Source organism: Salinimicrobium tongyeongense (assembly GCF_026109735.1).
Lineage (GTDB): Bacteria > Bacteroidota > Bacteroidia > Flavobacteriales > Flavobacteriaceae > Salinimicrobium > Salinimicrobium tongyeongense.
This window is the reverse complement of the sequence record NZ_CP069620.1, coordinates 1242217-1255862: the sequence shown is the minus strand read 5'-3', so window position 1 is coordinate 1255862 and position 13646 is coordinate 1242217. Positions and strand designations below refer to the sequence as shown.

Annotated in this window: 10 protein-coding genes; 9 read left to right on the top strand and 1 reads right to left on the bottom strand. The window is 44.5% G+C overall.

The window, feature by feature from the left end; genetic code table 11:
• The first annotated feature begins 2 nt into the window (after nt 1-2).
• From JRG66_RS05485 to JRG66_RS05475, 3 genes are all read left to right on the top strand, one after another.
• The gene (locus JRG66_RS05485; protein ID WP_265164798.1) at nt 3-2282 is read left to right on the top strand and encodes a nitric-oxide reductase large subunit; all 2280 of its coding nucleotides are present in this window, start codon (nt 3-5) and stop codon (nt 2280-2282) included.
• Nucleotides 2283-2376: 94 nt separating this feature from the next.
• A complete protein-coding gene (locus tag JRG66_RS05480; protein ID WP_265164796.1) occupies nt 2377-3597 on the top strand; it encodes a hypothetical protein in 1221 nt (406 codons plus the stop codon).
• Between the two features lie 51 nt (nt 3598-3648).
• A complete protein-coding gene (locus JRG66_RS05475) occupies nt 3649-3870 on the top strand; it encodes a hypothetical protein (protein ID WP_265164795.1) in 222 nt (73 codons plus the stop codon).
• Between the two features lie 213 nt (nt 3871-4083).
• Here JRG66_RS05475 and JRG66_RS05470 read toward each other — a convergent pair whose 3' ends face one another.
• A complete protein-coding gene (locus tag JRG66_RS05470) occupies nt 4084-4470 on the bottom strand; it encodes an SPOR domain-containing protein (protein WP_265164794.1) in 387 nt (128 codons plus the stop codon).
• Between the two features lie 216 nt (nt 4471-4686).
• On the opposite strand from JRG66_RS05470, the gene JRG66_RS05465 reads away from it, so the two are divergent.
• The 6 genes from JRG66_RS05465 to JRG66_RS05440 are packed head-to-tail and all read left to right on the top strand — an operon-like array spanning nt 4687 to nt 13634.
• Entirely contained in the window at nt 4687-6066 is a 1380-nt protein-coding gene (locus tag JRG66_RS05465) for a c-type cytochrome (protein ID WP_265164792.1), read from the top strand.
• A 22-nt stretch (nt 6067-6088) separates the two neighbouring features.
• Entirely contained in the window at nt 6089-9166 is a 3078-nt protein-coding gene (locus tag JRG66_RS05460; protein WP_265164791.1) for a TAT-variant-translocated molybdopterin oxidoreductase, read from the top strand.
• Between the two features lie 33 nt (nt 9167-9199).
• Complete coding sequence (gene nrfD / locus JRG66_RS05455; protein ID WP_265164790.1) at nt 9200-10993, top strand: NrfD/PsrC family molybdoenzyme membrane anchor subunit; 1794 nt, start codon at nt 9200-9202, stop codon at nt 10991-10993.
• Nucleotides 10994-10995: 2 nt separating this feature from the next.
• Entirely contained in the window at nt 10996-11523 is a 528-nt protein-coding gene (locus tag JRG66_RS05450; protein WP_265164789.1) for a DUF3341 domain-containing protein, read from the top strand.
• A gap of 5 nt (nt 11524-11528) precedes the next feature.
• Entirely contained in the window at nt 11529-12215 is a 687-nt protein-coding gene (locus JRG66_RS05445) for a c-type cytochrome (protein ID WP_265164787.1), read from the top strand.
• Nucleotides 12216-12242: 27 nt separating this feature from the next.
• Nucleotides 12243-13634: a quinol:cytochrome C oxidoreductase gene (locus JRG66_RS05440; protein WP_265164786.1), complete on the top strand. Its 1392-nt coding sequence runs from the start codon at nt 12243-12245 to the stop codon at nt 13632-13634.
• Nucleotides 13635-13646: the final 12 nt, after the last annotated feature.

The window sequence follows — 13646 nt, the reverse complement described above, 5'->3', positions numbered from 1 at the left end:
TAATGAGTAAAGAAAGAAAATTATGGATCGCTTTCCTGCTAGTCATCTCTGTATCCTTTGCTATTCTGGGTTATTACGGCTTTGAGATCTATCAAAAAGCACCCCCAATGCCTGCAAAAATTGTCACTACCGAAGGCGAAGTGGTCTTTGATGGGCAGGATATTAAAGATGGGCAAAATGTGTGGCAGAGTATGGGTGGCCAGGAAGTGGGCTCCATATGGGGTCACGGTGCCTACCAGGCGCCCGACTGGACTGCAGACTGGCTGCATAGAGAAGCCCTTTTTATTCTGAATGAGTGGTCTCAGGAAGATTACGCTGTGGCCTATGATAATCTTGAAAGTGAGAAACAGGCCCTGCTTGAGAGAAGGCTTCAGCTTGAATTAAGAGAGAACACCTATGATGAAGCCAGTGATATAATCACCATCTCTCCCATGCGCGCCAAAGCCGTTGCACATCTTAGCGATTACTATAGTGGCCTCTTTATGGAGAATCCTGAACTTGATGAACTCAGGAACTTCTATGCCATTCCGAAGAACTCTATTAAAGACGATGAGAGAATGCACCAGATGGCGGGCTTCTTTTTCTGGGCTACCTGGGCAACAGTTACCGAAAGGCCCGGAAGTGAAGTTTCCTATACCCACAACTGGCCGCCAGATGACTTGGTGGGTAACAAAGCTACCGGAGACCTTCTAATCTGGACAGGTTTTAGTATCATCCTCCTGCTTATAGGAATAGGGATCATGGTCTTCTATCACGCTAAAATGAAGGAAGAGGAGGAGCTTGAAAGACCGGTAAAAGATCCGCTAATGGATCAAACCATTACTCCTTCAATGCTTGCCGTGAAAAAGTACATGTGGATAGTATGTGTTCTTATCCTTATTCAGGTGACCTTTGGGGTAGTGACCGCCCATTACGGGGTAGAGGGCGACGGCTTCTATGGCCTTGATCTCGCCGATATTCTCCCTTATTCCATTTCAAGGACCTGGCACGTGCAGCTGGGTATCCTGTGGATTGCCACCGCATGGCTGGGAACGGGGCTTTACATTGCACCTGCTGTTTCAGGGAAAGATCCGAAATTCCAGAAACTGGGGGTGAATTTCCTTTTTGTTTGCCTGCTAATCATTGTCTTTGGTTCTATGGCCGGACAATGGATGGGAATTATGCAAAAACTCGGACTGGCCGAAAACTTCTGGTTCGGGCACCAGGGGTATGAGTATGTAGACCTTGGAAGGTTCTGGCAAATTTTTCTTTTTGTCGGTTTGTTCGTTTGGCTGGCATTAATGGTGAGGCCGCTCATTCCTGTGATTAAACAGCGAACTTCAGAAAGAAACCTGCTTATTATGTTCCTGGTTTCATCGGCAGCAATTGCCTTGTTCTACGGGGCAGGTCTCATGTGGGGGCGTCAAACCAACCTTGCAATCGCCGAGTACTGGCGCTGGTGGGTGGTTCACCTTTGGGTAGAAGGTTTCTTTGAAGTGTTTGCAACCGTCGTCTCTGCCTTCCTTTTTGTAAGGCTAGGGTTATTGCGTACAAAAACTGCTACTTTAAGTGTGCTTTTAGCAACCGTAATTTTCCTTTCAGGAGGTATTTTGGGAACTTTTCACCACCTCTATTTTAGTGGGACCCCAACTGCAGTGATGGCTTTGGGAGCTACTTTTAGTGCACTTGAAGTTGTGCCGCTGGTATTGATTGGTTACGAAGTATATGAGAACTACCAGCTCTCAAGAGCTACTGCCTGGCTTAAAGATTACAAATGGCCTATTTACTGCCTTATTGCCGTGGCCTTCTGGAACTTTTTGGGGGCGGGCATCTTCGGGTTTATCATCAACCCTCCAATTGCACTTTACTATATGCAGGGGCTTAACACCACCGCAGTTCACGCGCACACCGCCCTTTTTGGGGTGTACGGGTTCCTGGGAATCGGGCTTATGTTGTTCGTGTTGAGAAGCCTCTTTAGAGTGCAGGTGTGGAATGATAAACTTTTGAGCTTCTCTTTCTGGTCAATAAATATAGGGCTTATTCTTATGGTGCTGCTAAGCATCCTTCCTATAGGCCTGCTCCAAACAGTGGCCAGCGTGAACGAAGGAATGTGGTACGCGCGTTCTGCCGATTTCATGCAGCAACCGGGAATGGATACCCTGCGCTGGTTGAGGGCTATTGGGGATACCATATTTGCAATAGGGCTTTTCGCCTTCGTGTGGTTTGTATTTAGTCTTGACAGCCGTAAAAAGCTGCCGAAGGATAAGAAGAAAACCCTCGAAAAAGAATACCAGGAAGCTTAAAATACAGAGGAGGCAAAAAGCTGGCATCGCTCCAGGAAACAGGAGTGTCAAAAATGCGGTTTTTTGCCTCCTCCCTTTTTCCTATTTTTAAAAAATGATCAGTTTAAAGAAGCACACCAATATTGCCCTTGGCTATTTTTTTCTTGTGGGGCTGCTGGGAACGTTCCTGCGGTTCTTTTTTGTAATCCCTATTCCTGCCAATTTTCGGTACGTGGTGCACTCGCATTCCCACATTGCCCTGTTGGGCTGGGTTTATATTGCCCTTACCACCATGATCTATAAAATGTATTTTGCTGAAGCTGGCTTCGGAAGAATTTATAAACGGATCTTCTGGTTTACGCAGGTGACATTAATAGGAATGATGCTCAGCTTTCCCTTCACCGGATACGCTCTTTTTTCCATCACTTTTTCTACACTTTTTCTTTTTGCCTCCTATTTTATGGCCTGGTTCATCCTGAAAAAGACGCCTCCACAGTATAAGTCCATCTATTCTTTCAGGCTTATTAAAGCTGCGCTCTGGTACATGGTTTTTTCGAGTATTGGCCCCTGGGCTTTAGGCGGGATTATGGCCACTACGGGCAGTGCGAGCATCTGGTACAAGATGGCGATCTATTATTACCTGCATTTTCAATACAATGCCTGGTTCATTCTCGCGCTCCTGGGAATTCTCTTTTACTTTATGGAGCAACAAAATCTGAGGCCTCAAAAAGGGCATTTTAAAAGCTTCTTCTGGCAAATCAATCTGGCGGTGATCCTCAGCTTTTTCCTTTCCGTGCTTTGGGTAGAGCCGCACTGGGCCTTTTACGTGCTAGGTGGTGCCGGGGCAGTTTTTCAAATTACGGCTTTCGTGAAGTTCTGGAAGATGCTTGCGCCTTACTGGAATCAACTTCAGTTTTCCCCATTTTTGAAGCTGCTGCTTAAAATAGCAGGCCTGGCCCTAATTCTTAAGCTCATTTTGCAGCTGTTCTCGGCCTTGCCCTGGTTTGCGAAGCTCGCCTTTAGTTTCCCCGATTTCGTTATAGGCTACCTGCACTGGGTCTTTCTGGGGGTGGTGACGGTTTGTCTCTTTGCCTTTCTCGCTCATCACCGGCTTCTAAGACTTCCAAAGTGGGTTTTCTGGCTGTACTTTTTGGCTTTTTTGGCCACCGAAACTCTTATCTTTTACAAAGGCCTGGTCACCTGGCAGGAAATGGCGCTTTTTAAAGACTACTTTCGGGTGCTGGCATATTGCAGTCTCTTTTTGCCATTTTCGGCAGGGGCGCTACTTTTAATAAATGCCTTAACAAAAAGTCAAACTTCTGCTAAATATGAATGATTTAGTAAAGTCTTAACTGGGTGTGCCTGTGCTCTTTGCTAAATTGAGGCTATGAAGCTTTCAGCACACTTTTATGTGGTTATCACCAGCCTTCTTCTGGCATTGGTCGCCGTTATGGTGTTTTACAACCTTCCTTATAATGCAGTTTTCTTTACTGTGCTCTTGGGGCAGGCGTGGTGGCTTTTCACGGTTTACAAAGTGCTTACCGATAAGTATTCTACAAATAAAACTTTTGACGACTGGTACGAAGACCATCCTGTTGGAAAAGAATAAATAGCACAAACCGATTTATCTGGCAGGTAAACTCGCTGGTTCTTTTCAGAAAAAACTTCAGCATTAGAGGGTTTTGAAAGGCTGCAAGATCGCAGCTCAAAAATTTCCTTTTCCGTAGAAGAAAACTTGGGGGCTATTCTTTTTTATTGTTCTGAAAAAAAATAGCAACCCGTTTGAGTTGCTATATGTTAAACTTTTTGCTGAAACTGAAAGCTATCTTTTCTCTGGCCTAAACCTGAAGGCTGCCGGGAACGACTTTTTGATTTCGAGCAAGGCTCTGTCGGCTTCAAGGCTGTTCCTGAAATTTCCTATCCATACCTTGTAATTGGGAGTTTCAAAAACTATGGTCGAAGACCAGTGGGGGAAAAGGGCCCGGTATTCTTTTATGACCTTACTGGCCTGGTTGTTATCACCCGAAAACAGTTGTATTCTATAGCGTTCGCCAATAACCCCATCTTGTACCATTTCAGATTTTTGCTCTAAAAGCGCGGGAATAGTTTCGTCTTGTTGAATGCTTACCTGCCCTTCCTGGGCGATTGTATTTGCTATTGCGCCAATTATGAGGGCGGTAGTTATGGCTATTTTATTTTTCCTGAACATTTTTCATTACTTTTCTGAAATACAAAAGTATAACTTTCTGTATCGATTCGGCTGTTAACACTTATTTAGAACAGTTATAAATTATTTAGCTGTCCTTTCAAATCGAACTTAAGTATTACTTTTGTCGGTAAATTTTTAGTGACTAAAACATGACAATAATCACGTTTTAATTACACTAAAAACCGTACCAAATAAGACGTTAATTCAACTTATAATATGAAAAAGGTGAAATACCGCCATTCAGCAGCTCGAATAGTATTTTTTAGTGTATCCCTGTTTTTCTCTTTTAATACTCTCCTTTTAGCTCAGGACACACCTCAGGATTCACCGCTCTCTACAGACGAAGCCGACAGGCAGGAGACTGTTCAGGGGCCGCAGGAATCTAATGTTGAAGCGCCAACTTCGGGTGGGGATGAAGCTGCAGGGAAAGAGCTTTTTAACACTTTGTGTGCCGCCTGTCATAAACTTGACGGGAACTCTATTGGGCCTGCGCTTAGGGGTGTAGGCGAAAGAAGGGATACGGAGTGGCTGCACAGCTGGATTAAAAATTCCCAGGCTTTGATCGCATCTGGAGATGAGCAGGCGGTTGAAATCTTTAACGAATACAATCAGGTGGCGATGCCTCCTTTTCCGCAGTTAAGCGATAGTGATATAGATAATATTCTTGCTTATGTAAATGCGCCCAAGGCTGTGCCTCAGGAGCAACAGGCCGGAACGGCAGCAGGCGCTGATGCCGCGCAGGGAGGCGGTGGAGTGTCAACAGATATCCTCCTTGGAATTCTTGCCTTTGTGCTTTTAATGCTGCTTGTGATCCTTTATCTGGTGAACAAGACATTAAGGAGATTTGCTGAGGCTAGTGGAGTTGAGCTTCCGGTAAGGGAGAAAAGGGCTAAGCCGGTTTGGAAAGCTTTTGTGGAAAACCAGTTTTTGGTGATTGTCACTGCGGTATTCCTTGTGCTGGTAGGTTCTTATTTTGCTTATGGTTATTTGATGCAGGTGGGGGTTGACCAGGGGTATCAGCCAATTCAGCCTATTCATTTCTCGCACAGGATTCACGCCGGGGAGAACCAGATAGAATGTAAGTTCTGTCACAGTTCGGCCAGGGTGTCCAAGACTTCAGGTATACCTTCCCTGAATGTGTGTATGAACTGTCATAAATCTATCAGCGAAGTGGCTGAAGCTACGGCTACTGAAGAATACTCTAAAGAGTTCTACGACGGTGAGATTGCAAAACTATATGATGCCGTGGGCTGGGATGTATCTCAACAAGCCTACACCGGAGAAACTGAGCCGGTAAAATGGATCAGGATCCACAACCTTCCCGATTTTGCGTACTTCAACCACTCTCAGCACGTAGAAGTGGGTGGTATAGCCTGTCAAACCTGTCACGGTCCTGTTGAGGAAATGGAAATTATGTATCAAAATGCACCTCTTACCATGGGGTGGTGTGTGAACTGTCACCGAGAGACAAATGTTCGTACTGCCGGAAATGAATATTACGAGAAAGTTCATGAAGAGCTTTCCAAAAAATATGGGGTAGAGGAATTAACTGTTGCCCAAATGGGTGGAATTGAATGTGCCAAGTGCCATTATTAATTAAAAAGTAGAAAGTAAGCATATGTCATCAAACAAGAAATACTGGAAAAGTGTTGAAGAGCTGAAGGAATCCAGCTCAATTGTTGAGACGCACAGCCAAAAGGAATTTGTAGAAGAGATCCCTACAGATGAATTTTTGGGTAACAAAGAGACTCTTGAAGGATCAACTACTTCCAGGAGAGACTTTTTGAAGTACGTTGGTTTTAGTACTGCAGCGGCTTCCCTTGCTGCCTGTGAGGGTCCGGTAATGAAGTCTATTCCTTATGTGGTGCAGCCGGAAAGGATTGTGCCCGGGGTAGCTAATTATTATGCTACTACTATGGCTGATGGATTTGATTTTTCAAGTGTCCTTGTAAAGACACGCGAAGGTCGTCCTATTAAAATAGAGCAGAATACCATGGGAACTACAGGTGCAAATGCCAGGGTGCATGCATCTGTACTTTCTTTATATGATAACAAAAGGCTGCAAAGGCCATTGGCTAATGGAGAAGTGGTTTCCTGGGAGCAGTTTGACCGGGAGGTGAAGGAGAAGCTTAACAGCGTGAATGGAGAGATTGTTCTGTTGACGCAAACTTTTGCCAGCCCATCTACTTCTAAATTGATCAGCGAGTTTTCACAGAAGTATGGGAATGTGAGGCACGTTGTGTATGATGCTGTTTCTGAAGATGCCGCGCTTGAAGCTTTTCAGGCTCGTTACGGGCGTAGGGCGCTTCCAAATTACGATTTTGCCAAAGCGGAAGTGATTGTTTCTATTGGAGCCGACTTCCTTGGAGACTGGGCAGGTGGTGGCTACGATGCTGCTTATGCAAAAGGGCGTATTCCGAAGAATGGAAAAATGTCAAGGCACGTACAGTTTGAATCTAATTTTACTCTTAGTGGGGCCAATGCCGATAGAAGGATAAGCTTAACCCTTTCTCAACAGAAGGCAGCTCTTGCGGCACTTCATGGGTATGTAACTGGGGGTGCTTCTACAAGTAACCTGCCTGCGCATATTGACGATGCACTTGTAAAAGCTGCAAGGCAATTGCGTAAAGCCGGAAACGGAGCTGTGGTGGTAACAGGTATTCCTGATGTTGACGCACAGGCACTTGCGCTTTCAATAAATGAAGCTCTTGGAAGTGGGGTGATGGATACTGCCAGTCCAAGAATGTTGCGCCAGGGTAATACTGCCGCAGTAAAACAACTGGTGGCCGATATGAAAGCCGGACAGGTGGGGGCTCTGCTTGTGGCCGGTGTTAATCCTGCTTACAGCCTGCCGTTCGCCGATGAATTTGTGGAAGGGATGTCTAAGGTAGACTTAAAAGTCACTTTCTCGATGAAGAACGACGAGACCGCACTTCTTTCTAATTACGTAGCTGCAACGCCACATTATCTTGAAAGTTGGGGTGATGTTGAGTTTACCACTCAAAAGTTTGGTTTGATGCAGCCAACCATCAGACCTCTTTTTGATACAAGTCAGTTCCAGGATGTACTTCTAAGATGGACCGATAACAATACATCATACGCAGATTATCTAAAACAGACCTGGGAAGGTGCTATGGGTGCCGGTTCCTGGATTGATGCGCTTCACGACGGGGTTTTTGAAGGAACTTCTCCTTTTGCTACCCAGGTGGGAGCCGATCAAGCACCGACCTCAGTATCTTTTGACGAGAGCGCAGCTGTTAGAAATCTCTCTGCGGCGCAGGGGGAGGGGCTTGAACTCGAGCTGTACACTTCTGTGGCTTTAGGATCGGGAAATCAGGCTAACAACCCATGGCTGCAGGAACTGCCCGATCCAATTACCCGTGCTTCATGGGATAACTACCTTAAAATTTCACGAGCCGATGCCGAAGCGCTTGGGCTTGAAAATGAACACGTAGCCAACGGGGCTCTTAATGGAAACTACGTCAATCTGAAAGTTGGGGATACTGTGCTTGAAAAAGTGCCTGTGTTCATTCAGCCGGGTCAGGCTAAGGGAGTGGTTTCCCTTGCCCTGGGTTATGGTAAAAAAGAAGGCATACAAAAGGAGATGCAGGTTGGTGTGAATGCTTATCCGCTTTACAAAGATTTTAAATCTCACCAGCAGGTTACTATAGAAAAAGCTGCGGGAGTGCATGAATTTGCATGTTTGCAGCTGCATACTACTCTAATGGGTAGGAACGATATTATTAAAGAAACTACGCTTGAGATCTTTAACACACAAGATTCTCATGTGTGGAACCACATGCCTGAAGTTTCCCTTAACCACGTTGAGACTCCGGTGACTTCACCAGATGTTGATCTTTGGGATGGTTTTGACCGTTCGGTAGGGCATCACTTCAAGATGTCTATTGATCTTAATGCCTGTACAGGTTGTGGGGCTTGTGTGATTGCATGTCACGCCGAGAACAATGTTCCTGTTGTTGGGAAAGAAGAAGTGAGAAAGTACCGCGATATGCACTGGTTGCGTATTGACCGTTATTACTCTTCTGAAGAAAGTTTTGAGCAGGATGTTGAGAAGAAGGAAAATATGAGTGGTCTTGGCGATTCTCTTTCTCAGTTTGGAGAGATGGAAGTAGCTTCAGATAACCCTCAGGTTGTGTTCCAGCCAATGCTTTGCCAGCACTGTAACCATGCTCCGTGTGAAACTGTATGTCCTGTAGCTGCAACTATGCACGGGCGCCAGGGGCAGAACCAAATGATCTACAATAGATGTGTTGGTACCCGTTACTGTGCAAACAACTGTCCTTACAAAGTGAGAAGGTTCAACTGGTTCCTTTACAACAAGAATGACGAGTTTGATTATAACATGAACAACGACCTTGGCCGTATGGTGTTGAACCCAGACGTTACCGTTCGTTCGAGAGGTGTTATGGAAAAATGTTCTTTCTGTATTCAGCGTACACAAAAGACTATTCTTGATGCTAAGCGTGAAGGCCGTGCGATTGAGGATGGAGAGTTCCAAACGGCCTGTTCGGCAGCCTGTGACAAAGGAGCTATCGTGTTTGGAGATGTGAATGATGAATCCAGTAAAATTGCAGCATTGAGTGAAGATGACCGTATGTACCATGCGCTGGAATATGTGGGAACAAAACCAAACGTAATGTACCAGACAAAGGTTCGCAATACATCTGAAGCATAAATAAACAGTTAAAGAATTAATTACAAAAAGCATATGTCTCATTACGAAGCACCTATTCGAAAGCCTTTAGTACTTGGCGATAAGACCTATCATGATGTTACGGCCGATGTTGCTGCGCCTGTTGAAGGACGAGCTAACAAATCATGGTGGATAGTTTTCTCTATTGCACTTGTCGCTTTTCTATGGGGATTAGGTTGTATTATCTATACCGTTTCTACAGGAATTGGAACCTGGGGATTGAACAGGACCGTGGGTTGGGCCTGGGATATCACTAACTTTGTATGGTGGGTTGGTATTGGTCACGCCGGTACCCTTATCTCGGCGGTTCTTTTACTTTTCCGTCAAAAATGGAGAATGGCAATTAACCGTTCTGCCGAAGCCATGACCATCTTTTCGGTTGTACAGGCAGGATTGTTCCCAATCATTCACATGGGGCGCCCATGGCTTGCATACTGGGTGCTGCCAATTCCAAACCAGTTCGGTTCTCTCTGGGTTAACTTTAACTCTCCGCTACTGTGGGACGTATTCGCAATCTCTACCTATCTTTCTGTTTCCTTAGTATTCTGGTGGACAGGATTGCTTCCCGATTTTGCGATGATTAGAGACCGTGCTGTAAAACCCTTTCAGAAACATATTTACGGAATATTGAGCTTTGGGTGGAGCGGCCGTGCTAAAGACTGGCAGCGTTTTGAGGAAGTATCACTGGTTTTGGCCGGTTTGGCGACTCCTCTTGTACTTTCGGTACACACTATCGTATCTTTTGACTTTGCTACTTCGGTAATCCCGGGATGGCACACCACCATCTTCCCCCCTTACTTTGTTGCGGGAGCTATCTTCTCTGGTTTTGCCATGGTAAACACCCTGCTCATCATCATGAGAAAGGTGTCTCATCTTGAAGATTACATTACCATTCAGCATATTGAGCTTATGAACATCGTTATCATGATCACCGGTTCTATTGTAGGTGTCGCCTATATCACAGAGCTGTTCATGGCATGGTACTCTGGTGTTGAATATGAGCAGTACGCTTTCCTTAACAGGGCAACAGGGCCTTACGCGTGGGCTTATTGGGCGATGATGACCTGTAACGTATTTTCTCCGCAGTTCATGTGGTTCAAGAAACTGCGTACCAGCATCATGTTCTCTTTCTTTATCTCTATTGTGGTAAACATAGGGATGTGGTTTGAGCGATTCGTAATTATTGTGACCTCACTGCACAGAGATTACCTGCCCTCGTCATGGACCATGTTCTCGCCAACATTCGTTGATATCGGGATTTTCATTGGAACCATCGGCTTCTTCTTTGTACTGTTCCTTTTATATGCGAGAACTTTCCCTGTAATTGCACAGGCCGAAGTGAAAACTATTCTGAAAGCTTCTGGAGACAGGTATAAGAAGTTAAGGGAGGAACATGGAGATCATGTTGATCACGTAAACCCAAACCCTGTAGGAAAAGAACCTGCTGTTAATAAGGCTGAAGGTTGGATAAAGAGAGGGGAATTTGAGGCAAAACGGGAGCACGAACCCACAACGCATACCGAAGGATTGACAAACTCTGAAGTTGACCGGGATAAGATTGATGAAATGCTGCACAGAATTGGCATTTTTGACCCGGGTACAGCATCTGCCGATGATCTTCAGAAATTAAATGGTGTAGGTCCTGTAGTAGAACAGAGGTTACATCAGGTTGGGATATACACTTATGCACAGGTAAGCAATCTCAGCTTTGAAGATTACGCCCTTCTTGATAAGGTAATAGAGAATTTCCCTACTGCCGATAACCGAGGGGACTGGAACCAGCAGGCAAACGAACTAAAAAGTAAATAAGAATGGCATCTAAAGTTATACACGCTCTTTATACAGATGACGACTTGCTTTTACAGGCTGTAAGGCAAGTAAGGGAAGCCCGCTACAGCATTGGGGAAATATATACACCTTTTCCCGTACACGGGCTCGATAAAGCCATGGGGCTGGCACCAACAAGATTGGCGATCACGGCTTTTCTTTATGGGATTGTTGGCCTTTCGGTAGCAGTAGCCATGATGAATTTTATAATGATCGAAGACTGGCCTATGGATATTGGTGGAAAACCAAGTTTCAGCTTTATCCAGAACATGCCTTCCTTCGTTCCTATTATGTTTGAGCTAACTGTGTTCTTTGCTGCCCACCTTATGGTATTTACTTTCTTTATGAGAAGTAAATTGTGGCCGTTCAAGAATGCTGAAAACCCTGACATTAGAACCACAGATGATCATTTTTTGATGGAAGTTGTAGTTGGGAGCCATGATGCAGAGGAGCTAACCGGATTTTTATTTAACACCGGTGCTTCTGAAATTAAACTAATAGATAAGAAATAAACCCGATGAAAAGTTTATTTAAAAGATCCATATTTTTCATTTTAGCGGTAACTGCGGTTTCCTGTGTGGAGAACTCCAAGCCCAATTACCAATATATGCCCAATATGTACGAGACGGTAAGCTATGAACCTTATGGAGCTTACGAAGTTTTTGTTAATGAACAGGAAGCTAAACTTCCCGCAGAGGGAACAGTATCAAGAGGCTGGAAACCTTACGAATATGAGAATTCGCCGCAAGGTTATGCTGCTGCGAAAGCCGAATTGAAGAATCCGCTGCCATACACCGAAGATAACCTGGCTGAAGGTAAAGCCTTATACACCATCTATTGTGCAGTTTGCCACGGTGACAAGGGGGACGGAAAAGGTATTTTGGTGCAACGCGAGAAGATTCTCGGTATTCCAAGTTATTCAGACGTGGGGAGAGCGATCACAGAAGGAAGTGTTTACCATGTAATGTACTATGGATTAAATGCAATGGGATCTTATGCTTCCCAGACTTCCATAGAAGAACGTTGGAAAATAGATCATTATGTGATGAACCTCAAAAACCAGCTTGAAGGTGGTCCCGAAAGAGCATTTGATTCCCTGCCCGGCAATGAGCCCGAAGCAAACCTTATGCCGCCGGTAAACGCTGAACAGCAAATGGAGGTGAAACAGACTGAGCCCGAAGGAGAACCAATTGACGAAAACTAAGAATAACAGCATTAGATATTAGATAATATGTACACGCTATCCAGTAAATTAAAATTATTTTCCATTGTCCTCATGGTTGTTGGTCTCCTGGGCCTTGTCTACGGATTTATTGCCGTTCCTTCTACTATTGAAGATGTGAGGGAGCTTGTGGCACATGATGATCATGGAGAAATGGTTGAAATGCCTTTAACCGGGCAAACTGAAGATGAATTGGAAGATGATGCCAGGGGTTTTGATTATGTGCCTTCTGAACATAAAGTAGAAACCGATCGTACAGATGAAGAAGTGCACAAAATGGCCGAAGATGCTGAATTGGTTCACCTGGAGCACATTTTACATCAGCTTCAGAATAAGCCATGGGCGGCATTATATGTTGCTGCTTTCTTCTTTTTTATGATTTCACTTGGAGTGCTGGCTTTTTACGCCATACAGTTTGCAGCGCAGGCCGGATGGTCGCCTGTACTCTTTAGAGTGATGGAAGGGATCACTGCGTACCTTCTTCCGGGTGGTGTGATTATGTTTGTTTTACTGGTGCTTTCCGGTCTCCATCTCAACCATTTATTTGTGTGGATGGATCCTGAAGTTGTAGCGCACGATGAGATTATTCAGAATAAACAGGGTTACCTTAACGTTCCCTTTTTCCTGATTAGGGCAGCTATTTACATTGGTGGCTGGGCCTTCTTCAGATATCTTCTTACCAGAAATTCAAGAAGACAGGACGATGCTAAAGATATTACCTGGTACAAGAAGAACTTTAAATTATCTGCAGGTTTCCTTGTATTTTTTATAGTTACTGAATCTATGATGTCATGGGACTGGATTATGAGCCTTGATCCGCACTGGTTTAGTACCCTTTTTGGATGGTATGTATTCTCCAGTATGTTTGTGTCAGGAATTACCGTTATTGCATTGGTGACTATATACCTGAAATCCCGCAGCTATCTTCCTTTTGTTAATGACAGCCACATACACGATCTTGCGAAGTTCATGTTTGGTATCAGTATCTTCTGGACTTACCTGTGGTTCTCACAATTCCTTCTTATCTGGTACTCTAACATTCCTGAAGAGGTTACCTATTTTGTGGCGCGTATAGAAGATTACGGACTGGTATTCTTTGGTATGGTGGCCGTGAACTTCCTATTCCCTGTACTCTTGCTTATGAACAGCGATTTTAAAAGGGTGAACTGGTTTGTGGTAATGACCGGAATAGTTATCTTACTGGGTCATTATCTGGATATTTTTGTGATGGTAATGCCTGCAACCGTGGGAGAATCATGGTTCATTGGTATTCCTGAACTTAGTGCGCTCGCATTTTTTGGAGGATTATTTATTTTTGTGGTATTTAGCGCCCTAACAAAAGCACCATTACTGGCTAAAGGCAATCCTTTCATCAAGGAGAGTGAGCATTATCATTATTAAAAGATTGTTAAA